Source organism: Halomonas sp. PAMB 3264 (assembly GCF_031954245.1).
GTDB lineage: Bacteria > Pseudomonadota > Gammaproteobacteria > Pseudomonadales > Halomonadaceae > Vreelandella.
This window is the reverse complement of the sequence record NZ_CP134866.1, coordinates 1,237,342-1,260,849: the sequence shown is the minus strand read 5'-3', so window position 1 is coordinate 1,260,849 and position 23,508 is coordinate 1,237,342. Positions and strand designations below refer to the sequence as shown.

Here is a 23,508-nt window from a genome sequence, read left to right as displayed (position 1 = left end):
GTGTCAAGGATTATTTCCCCCACACTACTCAATTTAAGTAAATAAGCGTCAGGCACAAGCCATCAAAACAAAAGTCACAAATATTTACAATTAAGAACTACAAAACCTCTGCAGCTTTTTTCATGCTTTTTTGTGGCTGGTTAGTTGCTGCAGCGCCAACCCCGTCAAAATCAACGCGAGCCCAGCGAAGGTAGACGCCAAAAGCGGCTCACCCACCACCACATGCAGTAGAAAAAGCGAGACCGGCGGCGATAGAAAAATCAGGTTGGTGACGCGCGCAGTGCGCGATACACGATGGATCGCCAGCTGCCACAAGATGAATGCGATGCCCATCTCGAAGAGTCCGACGTAAACGCCAGCGCCTAGCGCAGCAAGGCCGTGCCCTGTGATCCCCGGCCCTAAAAGTAGTAGTAATGTCAGTATTGGCAAGCCGATGGAGAAATTTTGCCACTGCCCGACCAGCGGCTCGCGCGCATCGCGCGTGTTGAGCAGCCAATAGAGTGCCCAGATAAGCGTCGACCCCAGCGCCAGCGTCACGCCCACTGGATCCTCGAAGGCGACATCGAACACCTGCCCTCGCGTGGCGATCACCCACACGCCAGCGTAGGCGACGCACCCGGCGGCAAAATCAGATATGGACAATCGCTGACCCAGAAGGGGAACGGCAAGCAGCGCCATGGTCAGCCCCCAGGTATAGTTGAGCGCCATGGCTTCCTGACCCGGCAGGCGATCATACGCGGCGAACAGCACGAGATAATACGCCACCGGGTTCATCAGCCCCGCCCAGGCCGCCGTTTTCCACCCGCTTGCCGCCTGACGCAAAAGCCCGCGTTTGATGACCAGCGCGCCCATCAATAGCCAGGAGACCAGCGAGGCGATCCACATAAGCTCCAGCGGGCTCATGAACGAAAGCGCCACCTTGAACGCCGTCGCGACGGTAGACCAGAGCGCCACCGCCCCCAGCCCGCACGTTATGGCCAACCGATCCTGACTCATCGGTCGATATGCCCAAGGTTCTGATCCGGGCTTACGATGTCGCGCACGCGCTTTTTGAGCTCCTTGCTGTCCGGAAAGCCGCCGTCGCGCTTTCGCTCCCAAAGCAGCGTATCGTTGCACCAGATTTCGAACGTGCCGCCGTGCGAAGGCGAAAGCGCGACTTCATCCAGCTGTTCGCCGAAGGTCGACAGCAGCTCCTGGGCATACCAGGCGCTGCGTAAAAGCCACTGACACTGGGTGCAATAACGAATGTTGATGCGAGACATGAAGCTATCCTTTTGAGCTTTGACAAAATGCGATTAACCGCCATTCTGTCACCCTGATTCAACAACTTCCAAGGAATCGAGATGGCCGAGTCGCCCATTTCCCAGACCCGCTTGTTCGAACGGCTGACCGGCGATGACGACAGCCGGATGTGCGAGGACATTCCGGAGCAGGCGTGCAAGGAGCAGCCGCGTAACTTCTTCTTGCATCTGTTTGCCGCGCTGGGCAATAAGCTCGCCGATGAGCTTTCCAGCGCTCGCCTGGTGCTGCCCTGGCTGATGGGGCTGATCGGTGCGCCGGTCTGGATGGTAGGTTTGCTGGTACCGATTCGCGAAGCCGGCGCCCTGCTGCCCCAGATTTTCGTGGCCGGTTTCATTCGCCCCAAACCCCAGCGCAAATGGGTGTGGGTCGCCGGCGCCCTGCTGCAAGCAGTCTGTGCCGGCTGTTTGGCATTGCTCGCACTTTGGGGTGAAAGCACGTTTGGCGGTGCGTTGGTACTGGCGGCTCTTGTGCTGCTTTCGCTTTCGCGGGGCGTCTCTTCCATCGCCACCAAGGACGTGATGGGCAAGACCATCGCCAAGCGCCGCCGCGGAACGCTAATGGGCTACAGCGGCAGCATCGCCGGCGCGGCCACGCTGGTGGCGGGCGGCGTGCTCGTACTGATGGGGAATCGCCCGGGCGAGTGGGCACTGGCGGCGCTTTTAGGCGTGGCCGCGCTCGGCTGGCTGCTCAACGCGTTTTGCGTGGCACGCATCAAGGAAGAACCCGGCGCGGTCGAAGGCGGGGAAAACGCTTGGAGCAGCATCAAGACGGGTGTATCGCTTCTCAAAAGCGATCGCGCCTTTTTACACTTCAACGTGTCGCGCGCACTCCTTCTATCGAGCGCCCTGGCGCTTCCCTACCTTGCGCTACTTGGCCAGCAGCAAAGTGGCGATGATCTGAGCAATCTTGGGCTATTGGTGGTGGTGTCGGGGCTTGCCGCCATGGTCGCAAGCCCGATTTGGGGTAAACTGGCCGACCAGTCCAGCCGCCGCGTCATGTGCTACGCCGCGCTGGGCACCACGGCTTGCTGTGTATTGGGCGCAAGTTTGATCCAGCTTCCCGACCAGTGGGCGCAAAGCGTCGTGCCCTACGCTCTGGTGTACGCCCTGTTGACGATCGTTCACCACGGCGTGCGACTTGGTCGCAAGACCTACCTGGTCGATATCGCCACTCAGGATAACCGGGCGCTTTATGTCGCGCTTTCCAACACGCTGACGGGTATCCTGATGCTGGCCGTGGGCGGTCTGGTAGGCGCGCTATCGCAGTGGCTGGGCAGTGCCTGGCTATTGCTGATACTGGCGGTGACGGCCTTTCTTGCGCTCCTCAGCGCCTATCGGCTGCCTGAAGTGGAGTAGTAAGGCGTGCAAGTACGTGGATCGAGCGAGATAATTTGCCAGCGCGTACGTAGCTGCCTATGTTAATGCTGGTTGAAGTGTTTATACACCGTTGTTGTCCGTGCTGATGCACAGCGCCATGGCAGCGGATGAGCGACAAGCAACAGGAACCCTTTTATGAAACGATCTCCTCTCATCAACCCCGAGCTCCTCGAACGGATCGTCGACGCCTCGGACGACGGTATCGTCGTCTCGGAACAGGAAGGCGATGAAAACATTCTCATCTACGTCAACAAAGGGTTTGAACGCTTGACCGGCTACACTGCCGACGAAATCCTTTATCGCGACTGCCGCTTTCTCCAAAACGATGATCGCGACCAGGACGCGCTCGATAATATTCGCGAAGCGATCAGTAGCGGCCGCCCTTCCCGCGAAGTGCTTCGAAACTATCGCAAGGACGGCACCATGTTCTGGAACGAGCTATCCATCACACCGGTGTACGATGAAAGCGATAACCTGATGTACTGCGTCGGGGTACAAAAGGATGTGACCGAGCGCGTCGAGGCACAGATCGCCCTGACGGAGCTTCAAAAAAAACACGAAAGCGCCTGAGCACGCCAACCGACATTTAAAGCTTGAACTTCGACCCAAGCGGCGCTATATAGCGCCTAAGCGCAAACGTCGCGCTTGGGCGCTTGGCCGAATGAGCAGGCCAGGCCGTTACAATGCCGGTGCGCCGGCTTGGGTTGGAGGGCCTCTCATGAGCCGTGACCCCCTGAATCGCGATTCCTTCTCCGCCTCGACGCTCGAAGCCGATGAGTTCGAAAGTCTCGACGCCGTCAATGACGATGCCTACGGCAAGCAAAAAGCGAGCAAGTCCGACACCCTGCGCGCCCGCCGTCAGGTGGAAGCGTGGCTCGAGGAGCGTAGCCTCAAACGCGCCATCGAGGACGATTGGGATGAAGAAGAGTAGCGCTCAACGACGCCTCTCTTGACGCGCCTTATCACCAGGCTCGGCCCTGGCGGTTCTGCCGCCTCCACTCATCGCCTCGCTTTCTGGCCTTTGCGCGTTCTGGGCACTATCATCTAGGCCCACGTCGCTTCTGACACCACTCTCAACAACCTAACGGATTTCCATGGCGCAATACGTATTCACCATGAACCGGGTTGGCAAGGTCGTGCCGCCCAAAAAGCAAATTCTCAAGGATATTTCCCTGTCGTTCTTCCCCGGCGCCAAGATTGGCGTACTGGGTCTCAACGGCGCGGGTAAGTCCACACTGCTGCGCATTATGGCCGGTGTCGATACGGAGTTTGAAGGTGAAGCTCGCCCGATGCCCGGCATCAACGTGGGCTACTTGCCCCAGGAACCGCAGCTGGACGATGAGAAAAACGTTCGCGAGACCGTCGAAGAGGCGCTGGGCGAGCTAAAAGCCGCCCAGGAGAAGCTCGACGCGGTCTACGCCGCCTACGCCGAGCCCGATGCGGATTTCGACGCGCTGGCAAGCGAGCAGGCGCGCCTTGAGAACATCATCGAGGCCGCCGATGCCCACAATATCGAGCGCAAGCTCGAGGTCGCCGCCGACGCGCTGCGCCTGCCGCCCTGGGACGCCCGGGTCGGGCACCTTTCCGGGGGCGAGCGTCGCCGCGTCGCGCTTTGCCGGCTGCTGCTCTCCAACCCGGACATGCTGCTGCTCGACGAACCGACCAACCACCTGGACGCCGAGTCCGTGGCGTGGCTCGAACGCTTTTTGCACGACTACAGCGGCACCGTGGTGGCGATCACCCACGACCGCTACTTCCTCGACAACGTCGCCGGCTGGATTCTCGAGCTCGACCGCGGCCAGGGAATCCCCTTCGAGGGCAACTACTCGCAGTGGCTCGAGCAAAAAGAGCAGCGCCTGACCCAGGAAGCCAAGCAGGAAGCCTCGCGTCAAAAGGCGATCAAGCAGGAGCTCGAGTGGGTACGCAGCAACACCAAGGGCCGCCAGGCCAAGAGCAAGGCGCGCCTCAATCGCTTCGAGGAGATGCAGTCCGGCGATTTCCAAAAGCGCAACGAGACCAACGAGATCTACATTCCGCCGGGGCCGCGCCTGGGCGACAAGGTCATCGAATTCCACAACGTGACCAAGCGCTTCGACGACAAGCTGCTTTATCAGGATCTCTCCTTTAGCGTACCGCCCGGCGCCATCATCGGCATCGTGGGCGGCAACGGTGCGGGTAAGTCGACGCTGTTCAAGCTGATCACAGGCCAGGAGCAGCCGGACGAGGGCGAAGTCGTCACTGGCGACACCGTCGATATCGCCTACGTCGAGCAGCTGCGTGACGCCCTGGACGACAAGCAGACCGTCTGGGAAGCGGTGTCCGGCGGTCAGGACATTCTCAACATCAACGGCTACGAAGTGTCGTCGCGCGCCTACGTGGGCCGCTTCAACTTCAAGGGCAACGACCAGCAGAAACGCCTGGATGAACTGTCTGGTGGTGAGCGCGGTCGCCTGCAGCTGGCGCAAACGCTCAAACAGGGTGCCAACGTGCTGCTGCTCGATGAGCCGTCGAACGACCTGGATATCGAGACCCTGCGCGCGCTGGAAGAAGCGCTCCTTGCGTTTCCGGGCTGCGCGATCGTGATCTCTCACGACCGCTGGTTTTTGGACCGGATCGCCACCCACATTCTCGCGTTCGAAGGCGAGTCGGAAGTGGTCTTCTTCGATGGTAACTACACCGACTACGAGGAGGATCACAAAAAACGGGTGGGCAACGACACGCCCAAGCGCATGAAGTACAAGCGCATCGACGCTTAAGGCTGAAAATACAAAAGCCCGACGCAAAAAAGCCCCTCGCGAGGGGCTTTTTTATGCGCGGTCGAACAATATTACCGACCACACCTTTTCATGGTGCGGGCGCAGGCACGAACGCCCAGTAATCGGGTTCAGGTATAGCGCGCCTTTTTCAACGACGCCCCGCCCAGCAGCTCCATCCCCCACTTGATCGGCGCGGGAAAGCGCATGCCGCCCGCTTCCAGCGCCAGCTGCGCGTGGTGCGTATTATCCGAGACGACCTGGCGCAGCAGCGTGCGCGAACGCTGGTCATCCGCGGGTAGATAGTTCATCTGCTCACTCACCTGACGCCCGATGAGCTCCTTGGTCGCCGCGACCACGCCCAGCCCGAAGCGGTCGTTGATCAGCCCGGTCACGATGCCAAGCCCTACCCCGGCCCCGTAATAAACCGGCGTGAAGTAGCTGGTACGGCTTTCGAGCTGCTCCAGGCGCTGCTGGCACCAGGCCAGATGATCGGTGGCTTCGCGCTGGGAGTGGTCGATCTGCTGACGCGCACGGGGCAGCATGACCAGCCCCACCTGCCCCTGGCAAAGCCCCTGCACGCCGGCGGTGGCCACATGCAGCACGCGCAGGGTGCTCGCCGCGTGACGGCGCTCGAGCTCACCGAGCTCGGACTCCGCCATGCTCGCGCTGGGATTGACCCGCTGCGCACCCCGGGTATTGGGGATCAGCGTGCGCAAAGCGCTATCGATGTGCGAAATAAAGCGATCCGAGCGGCTCAAGTGGCGTTCGCGCATCACGTTAACCTCGATTGTCCGACAGTCAGACTCAGCCGGCCGGCCAGGTGAACTGGCGACCGCCCATCAAATGCATGTGGATATGATAGACCGTTTGTCCGCCCATGCCGTTACAGTTCATCACCACGCGATAGCCGTCCTCGGCAAAGCCCTGCTCTTTGGCCAGGCGCGCGGCGGTGTACTGCAGCCGGCCGACGACGGCCAGGTGCTCGGGCTCGATATCGTTGAGCGTAGCGATGTGCTGCTTGGGAATGATGAGCTGGTGCGTCGGCGCCTTGGGGTCGATATCGTTGAACGCCAGGACGTGCTCGTCCTCATAAACGATATCGGCGGGAATCTCGCGGTTGATGATCTTGCAGAAAAGACACTCCATGGCAGGCTCCTGTCGGTGAAACGGCGACTCTAAACGGTCAGTGAAAGGCCACGGCGAGCGGCGTTTGGCCTCTACTCTAGCGAAAGCGGCGCTGGGCGAGCAAATGGCGCACCAGCGGCGCCAGAATCAGCTCCATGGCCAGCGAAAGCCTCGCCCCGGGAACGACCAGCGTGTGCGGACGCGTCATGAACGCATCCTTGATCATGGCCAGAAGCCAGGGAAAATCCACCGTGGAGGGGTCGCGAAAGCGAATCACGACAAAAGACTCCGCGTCCGTCGGAATGTCCTGCACCTCGAAGGGGTTGGAGGTATCCACGGTGGGCACGCGCTGAAAGTTGATGTGCGTACGTGAGAACTGCGGCTGAATATAGCGCACGTAGTCGTCCATGCGCCCGAGAATCGTATCGATCACCGCTTCCTGGGAGTAGCCTCGAAGCTTGGTGTCGCGGTCGATCTTTTGAATCCACTCAAGATTCATGGTGGGGGCCACGCCGATCAAAAGATCCGCGTGGCGGGCGATGTCGTACTCCGGCGTTACCAGTCCGCCGTGCAGGCCCTCATAAAAGAGCAGATCCGTGCCGCAGGGCAGCGATTGCCACTCGGTGAAGGTACCCACGCGGTAGCCGGCTTCGATCTTCTGCTTGTCCTCGGCGTGGATATAGTGGCGAAACGTGCCCGAACCGTGCTCGCCGTACTCGGCAAAAAGCCCTTCGAGCCGGTCGAGCAGGTTGGCCTCGACGGCGAAGTGGGAAAGCTCATCCTTGCGCTCCGGTTCTTCGCGAAAGATGCGCTGCAGATCCTCGCGGGTATAGCGGTGAAAGGCGTCGCCATCCACGACCGCGGCGTGCACGTCCTCGCGCAGAAACATGCGCTCGAAGCTTCGCCGCACCGTGGTAGTGCCCGCCCCGGACGAGCCGGTCACGGCAATGATGGGATATTCACGCGACATCAATCACCTCGAACGGCGTCAAGCGCGCGGGTAAGCTCGGAAGGGATGGCCACGGGCTTGCGCGCCGTCGTATCGATCAATAGCAGCGTGACCCGCGCCGTCGCCACCGGTTCCTGACGGTGGTTCAGTATTCGATGATAAACGACCAGCGCCTTGCCCTCGGGGTCGGGCACCGCGGTCTCGATGACGAGCGCGTCGGGAAAGCGGGCTTCACGCTGAAACGTCACGCTCAAATCCGCGACCACGCTTGGATAGCCGCCCATGTCCCACTCCGGGCAGGAGAGCGCGGCAAAGGCCTGCGCCCGCGCTTCCGCCAGCAGCGTCACCACGGCGTCATGAGCCAGGTGGCGCCCATAGTTCATGTCCGTGATGCGCACCGACAGGGGGTGGCGATGAACGATCATCGCCTCAGGGAATTCCAGCGTTACGCGCTCCATACCCGCCTCCCGGCCAAGCCTTTAATGAACAAACCTGTAATGGAAAAAGCCTTTGGTTAAAGTGACTGCTCGCGCGCAATCGCCCGGTGCGCAATATCGCGCCGGTACTCTGCGCCGGCCCAGCGTATTTTCTCTACGCCCAGATACGCCTGGGCCTGGGCCTCCAGCACGCTGTCGCCAAGCGCGGTCACGCACAGCACGCGCCCACCGGCGGTCACGGTATTCCCCTCATCGTCTTGCGCGGTACCGGCGTGAAACACCTTACAGCGCTGCGCTTCGGCTGCCGTCAGGCCCTCGATGGTATCGCCCTTTGAATAGCTACCGGGATAGCCGCCGGCGGCCATGACCACACCGACCGCAGCGCGGGAATCCCACTCGCAGGTAAGGTCGGCAAGCTCGCCCTGGGCGCCGGCCAGGCAGAGCGCGGCGAAATCGGAGGTCAGGCGCATCATGATCGGCTGGGTTTCCGGGTCACCAAAACGACAGTTGTACTCGATCACTTTGGGGTTGCCCGCCTCGTCGATCATCAGCCCCGCGTACAAAAAGCCGGTATAGGCGTTGCCTTCGTCGCGCATGCCGCGCACCGTGGGCAGTATCACCTGCTCCATGATCCTGGCATCGACCTCTGGGGTCACTACCGGCGCCGGCGAGTAGGCGCCCATACCGCCGGTATTGGGGCCGGTGTCGCCATCAAAGGCGCGCTTGTGATCCTGGCTGGTCGCCATGGGCACGACATTGTCGCCGTCGACCATGACGATGAAGCTCGCCTCCTCGCCTTCGAGGAACTCCTCGATGACCACCCGCGCCCCGGCATCGCCAAAGGCGTTGGCTTCGAGCATATCGCGAATGGCGGCCTCGGCCTCGGCCTCGCTCATCGCAACGATCACGCCCTTGCCCGCGGCCAGGCCGTCGGCCTTGATCACGATGGGCGCGCCGACCTCGTCCAAATACTCAAGCGCTGCGTCTACCCGAGTGAAGGTCTGATAGGCCGCCGTGGGGATCTGATGGCGGGCAAGAAAATCCTTGGTAAAGGATTTGGAGCCCTCGAGCTGAGCCGCCGCCTGGGTGGGCCCAAAGATGGCAAGCCCCGCCGCCTGAAAGCGGTCGACCACGCCCAGCACCAGCGGCGCCTCGGGGCCAACGACGGTCAGCCCGATGTTCTCGCGCTGGGCAAAGGCTACAAGCGCGTCGATATCGGTGGCATCGATGGCCACGTTTTCAAGCGAAGGCTCAATGGCGGTGCCTGCATTGCCCGGCGCGACGAACACCTTCTCGACCAGACTCGACTGCGCCAACTTCCACGCCAGGGCGTGCTCGCGCCCGCCGCCACCTATCATCAAAACGTTCATGTCTTTCCTTCTCAAACGGGTGCGTTACCTGGGCGCATTATGCCACACCTGTTCACCCGGTGGGCGGACCCGGCAGCGCCTTTGCTCACGAGGGCTTGCTATCGTCGTCTTCTTTTGAGGGCTCGGTCGGGTGGGGCTTGTTGAGCGCGCTTTGCCAAAAACGCATGTTCTCTTCGGCCAGCTCGCGCATCAGCTCCATGGGCGAGTTCTTGAGCGCCTGCTGCCACTGGTTCTGCATACGCTTTTGCTGTTGCAGCATCAGCTGCGTGCCCTGCTCCAGGTAGCGCGCCAGCGGCAGCGGCGACGACATATCGTAGACACGAATGAGCTGAGCCAACAGATCGTTGGAGAACACTTCGGCATCGCTGTCGGCCTGCTCCTGCTCGATGATGATCGACAGCAGGATCGTACGCGTTAAGTCCTCACCGCTTTTGGCATCCTCGACGCGAAAAGGCGCTTCGTCGATAATCAACCGCCGCAGGTCTTCAAGCGTTACATAGCGGCTTTGCTGCGTATCGTACAGCCGCCGGTTGGCATATTTGCGAATCACGCGCACAGCGCATCTCCTTAAACGCGGTAAAGGCCTGGTAGCCGTTGCCCGTATTGTGCCTGCAACGCGCACGCATGCAAGCCGAGTCGGTCAACTCCGCCTCCAGCCCTTTCATTGACGAGTATTTAGCGAACCTCATGAACCTGATACTACTGGCCCCCGACGAGCTCGATGCCGACCGCCGCGCCACCCTGACCGACGCCCGGCGTCTCGAGCATCTGATCCGCGTTCATCGTGCGAAGGTCGACGACACCTTTACCGTGGGCGTGCTGGGTGAAGGCGTCGGCAGGGCACGCCTGGCCGCGCTGGATGATCAGCGCGCGGTGTTCGAAGTACCCGTATTGACCCAGCCACCGCCCCCGGCACTTCCCGTGCACCTGGTGCTGGCATTGCCACGCCCGCGTATGCTCGCGCGCACTCTCGAGCACGTGACCGCGCTGGGGGTCAAAGCGCTGACGCTGCTGCATACCAGCCGCGTCGAGAAAAGCTACTGGCAGTCGCCGGAGCTTCACCCGGATAAAATACGCCAACATTTCATTTTGGGGCTGGAGCAAACCCAGGACACGATCCTGCCCGAGATCACCCTCTGCCGGGGGTTCAGGCCTTTTCTGGAAGATCAGCTTCCTGCACTGCTAAAAGACCGGCGCGGGCTGTTGGCCCACCCGGGCATGCCTAACGCCTGCCCGCGCGAGGTCGACGAGCCCACACTTTTACTGGTCGGCCCCGAAGGCGGATTCATTCCCTGGGAAGTGGAAAAGCTGCTGGAGGCGGGCTGCGAGGGCATTCATCTGGGCCCTCGCATTTTACGGGTCGAAACCGCGGTGACGGCGCTGCTATCGAAGCTATTTTAACTTCTTCAAGCTATTCTGATCTGCTCAAAGCGCTTTTGATGCGCCTCTACGCGGTTGTTAGTCCTGATCGTCTTCGGGGTCGAAGGCAACGTAGTTGGAATCGTCCGAGCACTCGGGTTCTTGTAAGAAGGTGTTTTCCACGTCGAGCAGGCCCAAATGACTGATGGTGCGCCGACCCAAGAGCATCGGGTAGATCATCTCTTCGCGGTCGCGAAGGCTAAACTGCTCTTCGTAGACCGTGTCGCCCATGCAGACGTCGAGCAGCACGACCGGGCGCTCGTCGCGGCCGCCGGCGCCGCGAACGGTCTGCTCGCGGTGCAACGGGCGCTCGATTTCATCGCTGAAGGTGTCGCCGCTGCCCTGGTCTTCGAGCTGCAGGCGAAAGCGCACCCACTCCTCGCCCTCTTTTTCGAAGGTTTCGATATCGCGGGCGTCGAGCGATGAGGTGAGCGCACCGCTATCGAGCTTCGCCTTCACCATGATATCCCAGTGATCGATCACCGCGTTCTCGACCCAGCCGTAGACCTTGCGCTCGTCAGCCGAAACGGCGCTACTCGCAATGAGTGCCCCGGAAAGCGCGCATAGCCCCAGTACGTGTGAAAAAGCCTTGCTCATTGACAGTCATCCCTGATGAAAAAAACAGTGGCGTTCGTTGATGGATCGAGCGCTAACGAAGGCGCTCGAGCAGCGACTGCGTGGCGAAGCCGTCCGGCGTCAGCCCCTGGTCGCGCTGGAAGGCGCGCAGCCCGCTTTGCGTGTTGGGCCCCATGATGCCGTCCGGCGTGCCCACGGCGTAGCCGGCAGCGTTGAGCCGCTGCTGAAGGCTTCTGACATCGTCGCGCGTCAATGGTGCCTCGTCGCGCGGCCAGGCCTGTGAAATGCCCGGTCGTCCGGCGATGGCGTCGCCTAGTGTGCCCACCGCGAGGGCGTAGCTGGTGGCGTTGTTATAACGAAGAATGGAGCGAAAGTTGGGGCCGACCAGAAAGGCGGGCCCCTGGGCGCCGGCGGGCACGATGATCGCTGCGCTATCAAAGTCGGGAAGCTCCCCGCTGACCGCGCGCACGCCCTGGCTTGCCCACTCGCGGGTCGACCGGCGCTCGGTCTGGGCGTAGTCGAAATCATTGGGCAGCATGACTTCACGACCCCAGGGCTGGCCCGGCTGCCAGTTGGCCTTCGCAAGATAGTTGGCGGTAGAGGCCATGACGTCGGGAATACTGCCCCAGATATCGCGGTGGCCGTCGTTGTCGCCATCGACGGCGTAGGCTTCGAAGCTCGAAGGAATGAACTGGGTGTGGCCCATGGCCCCGGCCCAGGAGCCTTTCATACGCTCGGCGGTGATGTCACCTTCATCGATGATTCGAAGCGCGGCCAGAAGCTCGCCTCGGGCGAAATCGCGGCGCCGCCCGTCGAAGGCCAGCGTGGCGAGCGACTCGAGCGTCGAGAAATCGCCGAAGTTACTGCCGTAGTTACTCTCGATCCCCCAGATCGCCACAATGATTTCGGCCGGAACGCCGAAGCGGCTCTGCATCTCGGCGGCGGTTTGACGGTGCGCTGAAAGCTTTTCGCGGCCATTGCTGACACGCGTATCGGACACGGCAGAGTCGAGATACTGCCAGATCGGGCGCACGAACTCCGGCTGATAGCGGTCGAGCTCGATGACGCGCTCGCGATAGCGAACGTTGTCGAACGCCGAGGCCAGCGTCGCTTCGCTGATCCCCTGGCTTCGCGCGTAGCGGCGAAACTCATCGCGCCACTGTTCGAAGTTGGCATAGCGAAGCTCTTCGGCGCCGCGGGCGTCCACTTCGCTCATTAGCTCGAGATTGGCGTAGGCGGGGCTAGCGAGCGCCAAGCCCGCCGCAAGACTCAAGGCACCGAGCTGAACGCCCCGATAGCCTGCAAACATACTGGTTTTCAACGACATGGTTTCAATCTCTTGGCTATCCCTGGCAGAGACTGATAATGGCCTGGAAACGCACGGCTTGCCAGCGTGGCCGCTAGAATCCATCAACGCCACTCCGCCGCTACTCTTCGGCCTCTTCGATCTCCTCGATCGGTAGACTGGAAGCCTGGCGCGCACTCTCGGATGCCGACACTTTCGAATCGTTGCGCGCAATTTGGCGCTCCAGCGGACTTTTAACCCGAATGGAAGTATCACCCTTATCGGAAGTATCACCCTTATCGGCGCTGCTCGATGATGGCCTATCCATAAGCCAGCGATCCCACTCTTCCGGCTCGACACAAGGCGGGTCGAAGCTTTGCGGATCGCTACGCCAAGGCTGATGACGATCGACACCAAAATCGAGGTTATCGAGCTCGGGAAGCCAGTGAGCTACGTAGAGGCCTTTCGGATCGTACTGTTTGGCCTGCTTCAAAACGTTGAAATAACGATCCTTGCGCCCATCGCGACCAGTACCGGCAATATGACTCCAGTTACCCCAGTTGTTGGCAGCGTCATAATCGATCAGGCAGTGTTCGAACCACTGAGCCCCGAGGCGCCAGTCGACCCCCAGATCTCTGACCAAAAAACTTGCCACGTTCTGACGCGACCGGCTCGAAATCCAGCCAGTATGGCTAAGCTCGTGCATGGCAGCGTCGACGAACGGCACACCGGTTCTGGCTTCGCGCCAGCGGTCGAAATTTTCACACGGCCTCGATAGCGCTTGTTCCCCGAACAGTTTGGGGCCTTCCACTTGGGCATTGCGGTGAAAATAGTCGCGCCACATCAGCTCGAACACGATCCACTTGCTCGACTCACAGGCACCGTTGACCGCCTCCCAGGCCTTGACCTCTTCATAGACCTGTCGCGCGGAAAGACAGCCACAGGCAAGCCAGGGCGAAAACCGCGTTGAAAAGGTGTCACCCAAAAGACCATTGCGGGTCTTTTTGTAGGACCCGGCACCGTTGATATGCCAGAAGTAGTCATGAAGGCGATCACGCGCGGCGGCCTCGCCGCCAATGAAGTTGAACCCCTGGCGGTCATCGGGCTGCCAGAAGGCGCTCTCTTCGCTCACTTTTTTAAGCGGTGGAAAACCACGCGAGGCGTTTTCCGGCCAGCCAGGCAACGTATAGGGAGCGGCGAGCGCTTCGCCAAACGACCACTGCTTTTCGATCCGCTGGCGAAACGCCGAGAAACTACCGGGCATGTCGTCGAGCTCGAATGGAAGCTCCTCGCGATCAAAAAGATAGCCGCTTTCGATGCGCTCGAGCGCTGTCTCGTCGGGCAGCGTGTTATCGATTTGGTCGAGCAAGCGAGACTCTTCGACGCCCGCGTGTTCCATCGTCCGCACGCGACGCGCTCTGTATTGATTAGCAAGCTGTACAACTATTTGTGCGGGCTCGCCGATGCGCACCAGCAAATCGCTACCGCGCTGTAGAAGCTCACCACGAAGCGCCATCAGGCTTTGCCATAAAAACCGCAGCCTCGCAGGCCCCAGTCGCGGCGTCGCTTCTCCGGGTAAAGCAGGCTCGAGTAGGCGCTGGTCGAGTACGAAAAGGCAAATAAGCTGATCGGGACGGGAGTCGAATCTCAATAACGGATTGTCTGATACCCTTAGGCTATTGTTTATCAAGACAATATCGGTAGTCGCTTGCATCAAGAGTCTCCTGGCGTACCTTGCTGGCTGGGTGTGCATGGGCGGAGTAACCGCTTTAGCGCTCCACATCAGCTGTGCGTCCATCCTCGATACGATATGAACGCGAGTATAGAACGCGGTCCTCGTAGGCTTTTCACCAACTCCAGGGCGCAGCAGTAACGGGTTTCAAAACGTTTACAGCGTAATTACTGAACAGATTATCTTATACAATACAATTATTGTACATTAAACAACCACCTTTTTTGCAAGCCATTTCAGCTATAAACAAAAAAGCCGCCCTGTTGAAGGCGGCTTATTTAATAACATAGGTTATTAAAATACTGTTTTAAAACCGTTAAAAATCGAGTGGTACAATTTTTGATGGTTGACCCTGACTACTCGGAATCCCCACTCTTTGCCGGTCGTTTGGCGTTCTCTTCGGTTTCAAGGCCGCTTTTGAGCTCGTGAGTCAGCGGGTCGTAATTGGGCTTTAACTCATCCTTGACCGTACCGCTCCAAAGTCTGGACCCAACGAAGTACCCTGCCCGCCCAATGACGTGAGCTGCGACCGGCGCGGTCATGAGAATGAACAGGATGATGGCAAAGGAGCGCGCTACCACGCCCACCTCGGCAAAGTGCATGGCCGAGGCCAGCATGATCAGTATGACGCCAAGCGCGGCGGCCTTGGTGGTAGCGTGCATGCGCGTCAGCAAATCCGGCAGGCGCAAAAGGCCAATGGCGGCCAGCAAAATGAACAGCGAGCCGCTGAGCAGTAGCGCCCCCTTGATGAACTCAATCATCCCGCGGCCCTCCTCGTTCCAAAAACCGGGCAAAGCCGATCGCGGCCAGAAACCCCATCAGTGCGATGACGATGGCAGCGTCCAGAAAGCTGGCGACACCCGACTGCACGGCGTACACCCCGACGAGCCCGACGACGGTGGTGGAAAAAAGCTCCAGCGCCACCACGCGGTCGGGAAGGCTTGGGCCTCTCACCACCCGCACGAACGTCAGCATCAGCGCCAGGCCCATGATGATCTGGCAAATTAAAATGACGGTACTCATTAGCGAAACAGCTCCAGTGCGCGATGCTCCATTTCCTTGAGGTTGCGCCGCAGCTCGTCCTCGTCATCCAGAAACATGGCGTGAATGTAGAGCACCCGGCGATCGTCAGAGACGTCCAGACTCAGCGTCCCCGGCGTCAGCGAGATCAGATTGGCCACCAGTGTGATCTCCATTTCGGTACGCGCCGACAGCGGCATGGCGATGACGCCGGGTTTCATGTGCCAGGGCGGCGTCAGGATGTCGAAAGCAACGCGGAGATTCGCCTGAATCAGCTCCTTGATGAAAAAGCCAAGAAAGCGAAGGATACGCGGAATGCGCGCCGGGTAGCCCTTGAGCGCGTCCACCTGGTGCTCGATCAGTACCAGCGCGATATAGCCAAAGATCATCCCCACCAACAGGTTCAGCCCGGTAAAATCGCCGCTCAATAGCACCCAGGCAAGACCCAGCAGCAGGTTCCAGATAGCACCGGTCATGGCAGCTCCTCCCCGAGGGTGCCGGAAGGCTCGGCGTCAGACTCCAGCGGCTCATTGATGCTCGCCTCGGCGCCGTCAGGACTTCCCAGCACTGCTTCTACGTAGCCCGCCGGGTTGAAAAGCTGCTCGCCAATCAGCGTCATTACGCGCATGATCGGCTCGGCGAACACGCCAATCAAAAGGGTCACCGCCGCCAGCGCCACCACGGGCAGATACATCAGCCACAGACCTGGCTTCAAGAGGCGCCCGTCATCGCCCACCGGTGTAGGCGCTTCGGGCACCCGATTGTCCTCGGGCAGCGCCTTCCAGAACACCTCGTTCCAGATTTTCACCATCGAGTAGAGCGTCATCAGCCCGACCGCCAGCGCAATGCCCGTGGCCACGTAGGCCTCGGCCTCGAAACCCGCGCGAATGAGCACGAACTTGGCGAAAAACCCGGACAGCGGCGGCACTCCGGCCAGCGAAAACGCCGAGACGAAAAACGCGATGGCAAGCCCCGGCGACTGGCGATAAAGACCGCCCATCTTCTTGAGCTGATAGGTGCCCTGCAGCCGATGGGTAATACCGCTGATCAAAAAGAGATTCGTCTTCACCACGATGTTATGCACGATCGCCAACACCCCGCCGGCAATCGCCAGCGGAGTGAAGATCGCCAACCCCAGAATCATGTAGCCGATCTGGCTGACGATATGAAACGACAGAATACGGCGAAACTCGTACTGCGCCGCCGCGCCGAGTACGCCGGTCACCATGGTGAACACCGCGCCCCACATCAGGATATCCTGCAGATACCCCATGGTTTGATCGAAAATCAGCGTGAACACGCGGAAAAGCGAATACACCCCCACCTTGGTCAGAAGGCCGGCAAACAGCGCCGAGACCGCTACCGGCGGCGTATGGTAAGAGGCGGGCAGCCAGAAAAAGAGCGGAAACGCGGCGGCCTTGATGCCGAAAGCAACCATGAACATCACCGCCAGCACCTCGACCATGCCGGTGTGCTCCATCTGCTCCATACGTACGGCGATATCCGCCATGTTGAGCGTGCCGACGCTGCCGTATAAAAGCCCGATCGCGGTGAGGAAAATTACCGACGCCAACAGGTTAAGGGTGACGTACTTGATCGCCCCTTCCATCTGCGCGCGTTCGCCGCCCAGAATCAACAGCGCGAAAGAGGCCACCAGCATGACCTCGAACCAGACATACAGATTGAAGATATCGCCGGTCAGAAACGCCCCGGCCACCCCTGCCAGCAGCAGGTGCATAAGCGGGTAGTAGCCGAACTTCTCGTGGCCGTGGCCGGTGGCGGCCAGCGAGTAGATTCCCATAGCCAAACCGATGAGTCCGGTCATGAGGATCATGACCGCGCTCAGCATATCCGCAATCAATGTAATGCCAAACGGCGCCGGCCAGCTGCCCATCTGAATGGTGACGTAGCCATCTTCCAGTACGGACACGAACAGCCACAGGCTGACGAGCAAAAGCGCGGCGTTACCGGCCACGGCCAAAAAGCGCTGCATCGGCCGCGAGCGCCAGAACAGCAGCGAAAGCGCCCCACAGAGCAGCGGCAGCAGAACGGGCAGAGCGACTTCGGGCCTCACGTATCGGTATCCTTCATCTTGTCCAGATCGTCTGCCTTGACGATCTCATAGGCGCGGCGGATCAGCACCACGGCGAAGGCCAGCACGCCAAACGCAATGACGATGGCGGTCAACACTACCGCCTGAGGCAGCGGGTCGGCCACTTCGCCAAGCGGCTGGGACATGCCCTCGGGAATCAGCGGCGGCGCACCGCGGGTCATCCCGGCCGCGGTGAAGATCAAAAGATTTGCGGCATTGGAAAGCAGCAGCAAACCGATGACGAGCTTGACGATCGAGCGTCTAAGCATCATGAAAATGGCGGTGGCGTACAAAAGCCCGATCGCCAGGGCCATTATCGGCTCCATGGGTAACCTCCCTGTCCTTTAGGGTTCATCCTTGTCCACCTCCATCAGCGCCATGACCATACCGATCACCGAGCCCAGCACCGCCAGATACACGCCGATATCGAAGATCAAGGGGGTCGACGCCTTGAACTCGATCACCGGAATGGTCCACCACTGGGCGGTCAAAAAGGGCTGATCCATGAACCAGGCGGGCACCACCGAGATCATGCCGAGCAGAAGTCCAATGCCGATCAGGTCTCGCGGGTCGAGCATGCGCAGCACTTCGCGCGTGGCGCTGACCCCGAAGGCGAAAAGATAAAGCGTAAAGCCGCCCGCCGCCACGAGCCCGGCGATGAAGCCACCACCGGGCTCGTCGTGGCCGCGCAGCAGCAAGAACACCGAGAACATCAGCTGCAGTGGCATCAAAAAGCGCGCCGCGGTATTGAGGATGATCGTGCCGGATTTAACCATCGTAAGGCTCCCTTGGCGCGTCCTTGCGCTTTGCACTGGCGGCGGCGTGGTTGAACTTGAGCATGGCGATCACGCCGATCGCGGCCAGCGCCAGCACGAACATTTCGCCCAACGTATCCAGCGCCCGGTAATCAACCAGAATGACGTTGACGATGTTGCGCCCAAACGCCAGCGGCGCGCTGTTTTCCACCATGTAGGCGGAAATCGGTTCGAACTGGTCGATACTCCAGGCCGTCATCACCAGCAAAAAGATCAAAACGCCCATGGCCGCGGCGACGACGCCGTCGCGAAAGCGCTCGAGGCTAGTGGAGAGATTGGAAAAACGCGGCAGACGAAACAGCACCAAAACGAGCAAAATGACCGTCAGTGTTTCGACCAACAGCTGGGTGATGCCCAAATCCGGCGCGCTAAAGAGAATGAAGATCAGCGCGATCGAAAACCCCATGATGCCCACTGACACCACCGCCCCCAATCGCGAGCGTGAGATGGTAGCGAACAGCGCCCCCATCGCCATGGTGGTGACCACGATGATCTCGTGAAAACGCGCATCGAGCTCCAAACGCAACACCGGCGCGTGGCGCACCAAAAGCGAATAGCCCGCCAGCGCGATGAGTACCACCAGCATGACGAGAATGTAGTTACGCATGTAGCCGTTTTGCAAAAGCCGGGTTTGCCACTCTGCGACGCGCACAATGGCATTCAGGGCCCTATCGTAGCCCGCTTCCGGCCCGTGGCGCTGGATCGGCGCCAGCACGGAGAGCTTGCTGCGCACGCTGTCCCAGCGTTTGAAGAGTAAAAATCCGAGCGCCAGACTCACAATTGATAAAATCAGCGCGGCGTTGACGCCGTACCAGAGCGACAGCGTTACCTCCAGCGTCTGGCCCACGATGGCGCTGGCCGCCGCCGTGAGTAGCGCATCGATGCCGAAAAACGCCGGCGCCAGACCAAAAAACAGCGAGCCGAACGCCAGAAGTCCGGGGCCCACGAGCATGCTGAACGGCGCCTCGTGAGCCTCGGTGGGCGTTTGCCGGCGCTTGCCAAAAAACGGGCGTATGGCCACGATGGCCGCCACCGCAATCGTCAGAATCGCCGAGGCGAAGGCAAGCCCCAATAGCACCGCCTGGAAACCCTCGGCGCCGAGTACCGCCTCGAGCATTAGCTCCTTGCCGATGAAGCCAAACAGCGGCGGCACGCCGGAAAGCGACAGCGCCGTGACGAAAGCGATGACCGCGGTGACCGGCATGACCCGGCGCAGCCCGCCCATTTCGGTCACGTCCTGGGTACCGGTTTCGTGATCGAGAATGCCCGCCACCATGAACAGCGCCCCCTTGTAGAGCGAGTGGGCCAGCATGAAGGTAACGAAGGCGGTCATGGCGTAGTCACTGCCGATGCCCAGCAGCATGGTCAAGGTGCCCAGCGCCATGATGGTGGAGTACGCAAGAAGCTTTTTGATATTGGTGTGATGAATAGCCAAAAAGGCGCCGGTGAACATGGTGGTCGCGCCCACCAGCGACAGTGTCCAGACCCAAAGCTCGGTGCCGCCCAGCTCTGGCTGTAGCCTGGCCATCAGGTAGATGCCCGCCTTGACCATGGTGGCGGAGTGCAGGTAGGCCGACACCGGTGACGGTGCGGCCATGGCGTTGGGGAGCCAGAAGTGAAACGGAAACTGCGCCGACTTGGTGAAAGCGCCGAGCAGCAGGCAGATCACCATCGGTGTGTAGAGCGGATGCTCGCGAAGGTCCTCGCCCCCGGCCAACACCTCGGAAAACGACCAACTACCGCTTGTGATGCCCAGCAGCACCAGCCCCCCCATTAGCGCAAGTCCGCCGGCCACGGTAACGAACAACCCCTGGCGGGCGGAGTTACGCGCTTTTAGATCGGTATGGTTGAAGCCGATGAGCAGATACGAAGTAACGCTGGTGAGCTCCCAAAACACGAACAGCGTCAAAAGCCCGTCGGCCATGACCAACCCAAGCATCGACATCATGAAGCCGAGCATGGCGACGTGAAAGCGGGCGATATCCGGGCTGCCTCTCAAATAGCCCCCGGCATAGACCAGTACGAAGGTGCCGATGATGGTGATCAAGAGGCCAAAAAGCAGCGATAGCCCGTCGATCATGAAGCTAAGACTAATGCCAAGGGAGGGAACCCAGGCCCATTCGAGCAGCAAGGGCTCGCCGGCCACCACGGTACCGGCCTGGCTCAGAAGCCAGGCGGCGATAGTGGCGGGAAATAGCGCCAGTATGAAACTCGCCTGCTCACCGAACCAGCGATTGATCAACGGCGCCGAGGCCGCTAGTAGAAAACCCAACAGGATGGCGAGCTGCATCTGACACGATCTCCCTGACTGATAACCGCCCAAATAATGGGCTCGACGCGGCGACACATCCATGTTCACTGCGTTGAATAACTGTGATTGAGTATGCCTCACCTTATAGCAGCCGCGGCGCCGTTTCCACAAAACCCGCCTGCGAACAGGACCGCTATTTTACTTAGCCTGCTATTTTAGCGATTGAAATCATTCACATTATTTCGTTACTCACGCGTTGAAAGCCAGCCACCCAGCTCGTTTTTGATAATCTCGACCAGCGCCTCCATGTGATCCTCGCGGTCGTTCAAACACGGGATATAGCTAAAGGTTTCACCACCGGCGTGGAGGAAGCTTTCGCGAATCTCCTCCTGAATCTCCTCCAGCGTTTCGACGCAGTCTGCCGAGAACGCCGGCGACATCACGGCGATATGGGTGTGTCCTTGCCGGGCGAGTTCTGCCACGTGATCGACGGTCGCAGGCCCGACCCACTTCTCCGGACCGAACTGGGATTGAAAGGCGGTATCGATATCGCTTGCATCGAACCCCAGGGTCTCGCGCAGAAGCCGCGTGGTTTTCTGGCAGTGGCAGTGGTAGGGGTCGCCTTCGAGCAGATAGCGCTCGGGCACGCCGTGATAGCTTGCGACCAGCTTGCTGGGGCGCGTCTCGAACCCGGCGTAAGCCTCCTCGACGGAGTTGGCCAGCGCCCTCAAGTAGCTCGGGTGGTCGAAATAGGCCGGCACGGTGCGAATCGCCGGCTGCCACTTCATCTTCATCAGGCTGCGAAACGCCTGGTCGTTGGCGGTCGCCGTGGTGGGCGAGCCGTACTGCGGGTAGAGCGGAAAAAAGACGATCCGCTCGCAGCCCTTTTGCTGCATCCGCTCGAGCACGCTGGACGTGGAGGGGTTACCGTAGCGCATGCAGTAATCCACTTCCACGTCATCGCCGAACAGCGCTTTCAAGCGGTCAGTGACTTTCTCGGTCTGGGCGCGGGTGATGGTGCGAAGCGGGCTTTCGTCACGCTCGGTGTTCCAGATGCTTTTATACGCCTTGCCCGACGAGAACGGCCGTTTGGTCAGGATGATGGTTTGTAAAAGCGGCTGCCACTTCCAGTCAGCGTAGTCCACGACCCGCTTGTCCGAGAGAAACTCATTGAGATAGCGCCGCATGGACCAGTAGTCGGTATTGTCCGGCGTCCCCAGGTTGGCCAGCACTACGCCGACCCGCTTACGGGCCACCGGCGGGTGCGAGGCCGGCGCGTGGGTCAAGCGTCCTTCGCCGGGTGCATCTTTCGAAACGGTGTCGCTCATGGCCATCTCCTGCAGATTGAGTCGCCAAAGCTTATCACTTTTCAGCAAAGTCGCGGCATGAAGTTATACTATGAACACTATTCGTATAACTATGGATCAATTTATGTCCAAGCCGATGCTGCTGGTCCTTGGCGACCAGCTGTCGCTATCGCTTCCGCTATTGCAAAACGCCCCGGAAAACGCCGTCGTGGCGCTTTGCGAGGTCAAGGAAGAAGCGCGCTACGTCCCCCATCATATCCATAAGATCGGCCTGTTTCTGGCGGCGATGCGCCACTTCGCCAAAGCGCTCGAGGAGAAAGGCTTTCAAGTCGCCTACAGCCATCTCGACGATGAGCAGAATACCCACTCGCTGCTCGAGGAAGCCGAGCGGCTCGCGCGCGCTCACGGCTGCAACGAGATCCACGCCACGCGCCCCGGCGAGTGGCGTCTTTGGGAGGCGATGCAGGATCGCCAGAACGCTAAGATTCCCTGGCTTCTCGGTGAGGACACGCGCTTTTTCACCACGCCGGACGAATTCGCCGAGTGGATCCGCGGGCGCAAGCAGCCGCGCATGGAGTACTTCTACCGCGAGCAGCGAAAACGCACCGGGCTTTTGATGAAAGACGGCGAGCCCGCCGGGGGCCAGTGGAATTTCGATCACGACAACCGCGAGCCGTTGAAGGGGCAGAAAAGCTTTCCCACCCTGCCCCATCACCGCCAGGATGAGATCACCCAGGCGGCGCTTGCCGACGCCGAGCGTCACTTCGGTGATCACATGGGCAGCATCGATAACTTCAACCTGCCGGTCACGCGCCGCCAGGCACTGGCGGATCTCAAACACTTCATCGCTGAAGCGCTGCCGGATTTCGGCCGCTATCAGGATGCGATCAGCGACAGTGATCCGCTGCTCTACCACTCACGGCTCTCTGCGGCCATGAACATCGGCCTGCTGTCGCCTTTGGAAGTGTGCAAGGCCGCTGAAAAAAGCTACGCCGAGGGTGAGGCGCCGATCAACGCCGTGGAGGGATTCATCCGCCAGATACTGGGCTGGCGAGAGTACGTGCGCGGGCTCTACTGGACGCAGATGCCAGGCTACAAGCGCGAGAACCGGCTCAACTTTCGCCGCGAGCTGCCGGATTTCTACTGGGATGCGCAAACGGATATGCGCTGCATGAACCGCGCCATTCAAATGACCATCGACAACGCCTATGCCCACCACATTCAGCGGCTAATGGTGACGGGCAACTTCGCGCTTCTGTGCGGGGTCAAACCGGAGGCGCTGTGTGACTGGTACCTGGCGGTTTACGCCGATGCCAGCGAATGGGTGGAGCTTCCCAATACGCTTGGTATGGTGTTGCACGCCGACGGCGGCCTGATGGGCTCCAAACCCTACTGCGCGTCGGGCAAGTATATTGACCGCATGTCGGATCACTGCGCCAACTGCCGCTACTCGCCCAAACAGGTGACCGGCACCCACGCCTGCCCATTCAATAGTCTCTATTGGCACTTTCTCGAGCAAAACGCGAAGCGCCTGAGCCAGAACCCGCGCATGAAGCTGATTTACGGTTCTCTCAATAAAATGGGCGACGACAAGCGCGATGCGATTCGCCAGCAGGCCGAAAGCTTTCTGCGCAAGCTCTCGACCCGCCAGGGCTACGGTCAAAAACATCACACCCAGGGATATAAGAGCCATTAA

25 protein-coding genes are annotated in these 23,508 nt (G+C 60.2%); 6 read left to right on the top strand and 19 right to left on the bottom strand.

Annotated features, from left to right (window positions below; all coding sequences use genetic code 11):
* Positions 1–120: 120 nt before the first annotated feature.
* Together RN347_RS05760 and RN347_RS05755 are read right to left on the bottom strand one after the other, a co-directional pair.
* Entirely contained in the window at positions 121–996 is an 876-nt protein-coding gene (locus tag RN347_RS05760; RefSeq protein ID WP_311960491.1) for a DMT family transporter, read from the bottom strand.
* Positions 993–1,262: a SelT/SelW/SelH family protein gene (locus RN347_RS05755; RefSeq protein WP_311960490.1), complete on the bottom strand. Its 270-nt coding sequence runs from the start codon at positions 1,260–1,262 to the stop codon at positions 993–995. The genes RN347_RS05760 and RN347_RS05755 overlap by 4 nt, the downstream gene beginning before the upstream one ends.
* A gap of 81 nt (positions 1,263–1,343) precedes the next feature.
* On the opposite strand from RN347_RS05755, the gene RN347_RS05750 reads away from it, so the two are divergent.
* The 4 genes from RN347_RS05750 to ettA all read left to right on the top strand — a co-directional run bounded on the left by RN347_RS05750 (position 1,344) and on the right by ettA (position 5,434).
* On the top strand, positions 1,344–2,657 hold the full coding sequence (locus RN347_RS05750; protein WP_311960489.1) for an MFS transporter: 1,314 nt from the start codon (positions 1,344–1,346) through the stop codon (positions 2,655–2,657).
* A gap of 156 nt (positions 2,658–2,813) precedes the next feature.
* Positions 2,814–3,248 (top strand): PAS domain-containing protein, encoded by a 435-nt coding sequence (locus tag RN347_RS05745; RefSeq protein WP_311960488.1) that lies wholly within the window; start codon positions 2,814–2,816, stop codon positions 3,246–3,248.
* Positions 3,249–3,396: 148 nt separating this feature from the next.
* Positions 3,397–3,609 (top strand): PA3496 family putative envelope integrity protein, encoded by a 213-nt coding sequence (locus RN347_RS05740; protein WP_311960487.1) that lies wholly within the window; start codon positions 3,397–3,399, stop codon positions 3,607–3,609.
* 163 nt (positions 3,610–3,772) lie between these two features.
* Positions 3,773–5,434: an energy-dependent translational throttle protein EttA gene (ettA, locus tag RN347_RS05735; RefSeq protein WP_263584546.1), complete on the top strand. Its 1,662-nt coding sequence runs from the start codon at positions 3,773–3,775 to the stop codon at positions 5,432–5,434.
* A gap of 128 nt (positions 5,435–5,562) precedes the next feature.
* Here the strand turns inward: ettA and RN347_RS05730 are convergent, their stop codons facing one another.
* The 6 genes from RN347_RS05730 to phaR all read right to left on the bottom strand — a co-directional run bounded on the left by RN347_RS05730 (position 5,563) and on the right by phaR (position 9,871).
* Complete coding sequence (locus RN347_RS05730; protein WP_311960821.1) at positions 5,563–6,207, bottom strand: demethoxyubiquinone hydroxylase family protein; 645 nt, start codon at positions 6,205–6,207, stop codon at positions 5,563–5,565.
* A 31-nt stretch (positions 6,208–6,238) separates the two neighbouring features.
* Positions 6,239–6,580, bottom strand: a complete 342-nt coding sequence (locus tag RN347_RS05725; RefSeq protein WP_263584548.1) for a histidine triad nucleotide-binding protein — start codon at positions 6,578–6,580, stop codon at positions 6,239–6,241.
* A gap of 76 nt (positions 6,581–6,656) precedes the next feature.
* Positions 6,657–7,529, bottom strand: a complete 873-nt coding sequence (locus tag RN347_RS05720) for a phosphoribulokinase (RefSeq protein WP_263584549.1) — start codon at positions 7,527–7,529, stop codon at positions 6,657–6,659.
* Positions 7,529–7,966 carry a thioesterase family protein gene (locus tag RN347_RS05715; RefSeq protein WP_311960486.1) on the bottom strand — a complete coding sequence of 146 codons (438 nt, stop codon included), beginning with the start codon at positions 7,964–7,966 and terminating at the stop codon, positions 7,529–7,531. The genes RN347_RS05720 and RN347_RS05715 overlap by 1 nt, the downstream gene beginning before the upstream one ends.
* 56 nt (positions 7,967–8,022) lie before the next feature.
* Entirely contained in the window at positions 8,023–9,315 is a 1,293-nt protein-coding gene (gene purD / locus RN347_RS05710) for a phosphoribosylamine--glycine ligase (RefSeq protein WP_311960485.1), read from the bottom strand.
* A gap of 85 nt (positions 9,316–9,400) precedes the next feature.
* Complete coding sequence (gene phaR, locus RN347_RS05705) at positions 9,401–9,871, bottom strand: polyhydroxyalkanoate synthesis repressor PhaR (protein WP_263584552.1); 471 nt, start codon at positions 9,869–9,871, stop codon at positions 9,401–9,403.
* Positions 9,872–10,002: 131 nt separating this feature from the next.
* Between phaR and RN347_RS05700 the strand changes: the two genes are divergently transcribed.
* Positions 10,003–10,716, top strand: a complete 714-nt coding sequence (locus tag RN347_RS05700) for a 16S rRNA (uracil(1498)-N(3))-methyltransferase (RefSeq protein WP_311960820.1) — start codon at positions 10,003–10,005, stop codon at positions 10,714–10,716.
* 57 nt (positions 10,717–10,773) lie between these two features.
* Here the strand turns inward: RN347_RS05700 and RN347_RS05695 are convergent, their stop codons facing one another.
* The 11 genes from RN347_RS05695 to hemH form a co-directional block, all read right to left on the bottom strand.
* Positions 10,774–11,331 (bottom strand): ATP-dependent zinc protease, encoded by a 558-nt coding sequence (locus RN347_RS05695; protein ID WP_263584554.1) that lies wholly within the window; start codon positions 11,329–11,331, stop codon positions 10,774–10,776.
* A 52-nt stretch (positions 11,332–11,383) separates the two neighbouring features.
* Positions 11,384–12,637, bottom strand: a complete 1,254-nt coding sequence (locus tag RN347_RS05690) for a lytic murein transglycosylase (RefSeq protein ID WP_263584555.1) — start codon at positions 12,635–12,637, stop codon at positions 11,384–11,386.
* Positions 12,638–12,737: 100 nt separating this feature from the next.
* Positions 12,738–14,309 (bottom strand): DASH family cryptochrome, encoded by a 1,572-nt coding sequence (locus RN347_RS05685; RefSeq protein WP_311960484.1) that lies wholly within the window; start codon positions 14,307–14,309, stop codon positions 12,738–12,740.
* Between the two features lie 374 nt (positions 14,310–14,683).
* A complete protein-coding gene (mnhG, locus tag RN347_RS05680; protein WP_263584557.1) occupies positions 14,684–15,088 on the bottom strand; it encodes a monovalent cation/H(+) antiporter subunit G in 405 nt (134 codons plus the stop codon).
* A complete protein-coding gene (locus RN347_RS05675) occupies positions 15,081–15,350 on the bottom strand; it encodes a cation:proton antiporter (protein ID WP_263584558.1) in 270 nt (89 codons plus the stop codon). The genes mnhG and RN347_RS05675 overlap by 8 nt, the downstream gene beginning before the upstream one ends.
* Entirely contained in the window at positions 15,350–15,823 is a 474-nt protein-coding gene (locus RN347_RS05670; protein WP_263584559.1) for a Na+/H+ antiporter subunit E, read from the bottom strand. Before RN347_RS05670 ends, RN347_RS05675 begins: the two co-directional genes overlap by 1 nt.
* On the bottom strand, positions 15,820–17,421 hold the full coding sequence (locus RN347_RS05665) for a Na+/H+ antiporter subunit D (RefSeq protein ID WP_311960483.1): 1,602 nt from the start codon (positions 17,419–17,421) through the stop codon (positions 15,820–15,822). Before RN347_RS05665 ends, RN347_RS05670 begins: the two co-directional genes overlap by 4 nt.
* The gene (locus RN347_RS05660; protein WP_263584561.1) at positions 17,418–17,765 is read right to left on the bottom strand and encodes a Na+/H+ antiporter subunit C; all 348 of its coding nucleotides are present in this window, start codon (positions 17,763–17,765) and stop codon (positions 17,418–17,420) included. Before RN347_RS05660 ends, RN347_RS05665 begins: the two co-directional genes overlap by 4 nt.
* A gap of 18 nt (positions 17,766–17,783) precedes the next feature.
* On the bottom strand, positions 17,784–18,215 hold the full coding sequence (locus RN347_RS05655) for a Na+/H+ antiporter subunit B (protein ID WP_263584562.1): 432 nt from the start codon (positions 18,213–18,215) through the stop codon (positions 17,784–17,786).
* Entirely contained in the window at positions 18,208–20,544 is a 2,337-nt protein-coding gene (locus RN347_RS05650; RefSeq protein WP_311960482.1) for a putative monovalent cation/H+ antiporter subunit A, read from the bottom strand. The genes RN347_RS05655 and RN347_RS05650 overlap by 8 nt, the downstream gene beginning before the upstream one ends.
* Positions 20,545–20,750: 206 nt before the next feature.
* Positions 20,751–21,833 carry a ferrochelatase gene (gene hemH, locus RN347_RS05645; RefSeq protein ID WP_263584564.1) on the bottom strand — a complete coding sequence of 361 codons (1,083 nt, stop codon included), beginning with the start codon at positions 21,831–21,833 and terminating at the stop codon, positions 20,751–20,753.
* A 103-nt stretch (positions 21,834–21,936) separates the two neighbouring features.
* On the opposite strand from hemH, the gene RN347_RS05640 reads away from it, so the two are divergent.
* On the top strand, positions 21,937–23,508 hold the full coding sequence (locus tag RN347_RS05640; RefSeq protein WP_311960481.1) for a cryptochrome/photolyase family protein: 1,572 nt from the start codon (positions 21,937–21,939) through the stop codon (positions 23,506–23,508).

Excerpts from the sequence above, each read along its gene's own strand:
- RN347_RS05760 (WP_311960491.1), bottom strand. The coding sequence starts at position 996 with ATGAGTCAGGATCGGTTGGCCATAACGTGCGGGCTGGGGGCGGTGGCG.
- RN347_RS05755 (WP_311960490.1), bottom strand. The coding sequence starts at position 1,262 with ATGTCTCGCATCAACATTCGTTATTGCACCCAGTGTCAGTGGCTTTTA.
- RN347_RS05750 (WP_311960489.1), top strand. The coding sequence starts at position 1,344 with ATGGCCGAGTCGCCCATTTCCCAGACCCGCTTGTTCGAACGGCTGACC.
- RN347_RS05745 (WP_311960488.1), top strand. The coding sequence starts at position 2,814 with ATGAAACGATCTCCTCTCATCAACCCCGAGCTCCTCGAACGGATCGTC.
- RN347_RS05740 (WP_311960487.1), top strand. The coding sequence starts at position 3,397 with ATGAGCCGTGACCCCCTGAATCGCGATTCCTTCTCCGCCTCGACGCTC.
- ettA (WP_263584546.1), top strand. The coding sequence starts at position 3,773 with ATGGCGCAATACGTATTCACCATGAACCGGGTTGGCAAGGTCGTGCCG.
- RN347_RS05730 (WP_311960821.1), bottom strand. The coding sequence starts at position 6,207 with ATGCGCGAACGCCACTTGAGCCGCTCGGATCGCTTTATTTCGCACATC.
- RN347_RS05725 (WP_263584548.1), bottom strand. The coding sequence starts at position 6,580 with ATGGAGTGTCTTTTCTGCAAGATCATCAACCGCGAGATTCCCGCCGAT.
- RN347_RS05720 (WP_263584549.1), bottom strand. The coding sequence starts at position 7,529 with ATGTCGCGTGAATATCCCATCATTGCCGTGACCGGCTCGTCCGGGGCG.
- RN347_RS05715 (WP_311960486.1), bottom strand. The coding sequence starts at position 7,966 with ATGGAGCGCGTAACGCTGGAATTCCCTGAGGCGATGATCGTTCATCGC.
- purD (WP_311960485.1), bottom strand. The coding sequence starts at position 9,315 with ATGAACGTTTTGATGATAGGTGGCGGCGGGCGCGAGCACGCCCTGGCG.
- RN347_RS05700 (WP_311960820.1), top strand. The coding sequence starts at position 10,003 with ATGAACCTGATACTACTGGCCCCCGACGAGCTCGATGCCGACCGCCGC.
- RN347_RS05695 (WP_263584554.1), bottom strand. The coding sequence starts at position 11,331 with ATGAGCAAGGCTTTTTCACACGTACTGGGGCTATGCGCGCTTTCCGGG.
- RN347_RS05690 (WP_263584555.1), bottom strand. The coding sequence starts at position 12,637 with ATGTCGTTGAAAACCAGTATGTTTGCAGGCTATCGGGGCGTTCAGCTC.
- RN347_RS05685 (WP_311960484.1), bottom strand. The coding sequence starts at position 14,309 with ATGCAAGCGACTACCGATATTGTCTTGATAAACAATAGCCTAAGGGTA.
- mnhG (WP_263584557.1), bottom strand. The coding sequence starts at position 15,088 with ATGATTGAGTTCATCAAGGGGGCGCTACTGCTCAGCGGCTCGCTGTTC.
- RN347_RS05675 (WP_263584558.1), bottom strand. The coding sequence starts at position 15,350 with ATGAGTACCGTCATTTTAATTTGCCAGATCATCATGGGCCTGGCGCTG.
- RN347_RS05670 (WP_263584559.1), bottom strand. The coding sequence starts at position 15,823 with ATGACCGGTGCTATCTGGAACCTGCTGCTGGGTCTTGCCTGGGTGCTA.
- RN347_RS05660 (WP_263584561.1), bottom strand. The coding sequence starts at position 17,765 with ATGGAGCCGATAATGGCCCTGGCGATCGGGCTTTTGTACGCCACCGCC.
- RN347_RS05655 (WP_263584562.1), bottom strand. The coding sequence starts at position 18,215 with ATGGTTAAATCCGGCACGATCATCCTCAATACCGCGGCGCGCTTTTTG.
- RN347_RS05650 (WP_311960482.1), bottom strand. The coding sequence starts at position 20,544 with ATGCAGCTCGCCATCCTGTTGGGTTTTCTACTAGCGGCCTCGGCGCCG.
- hemH (WP_263584564.1), bottom strand. The coding sequence starts at position 21,833 with ATGAGCGACACCGTTTCGAAAGATGCACCCGGCGAAGGACGCTTGACC.
- RN347_RS05640 (WP_311960481.1), top strand. The coding sequence starts at position 21,937 with ATGTCCAAGCCGATGCTGCTGGTCCTTGGCGACCAGCTGTCGCTATCG.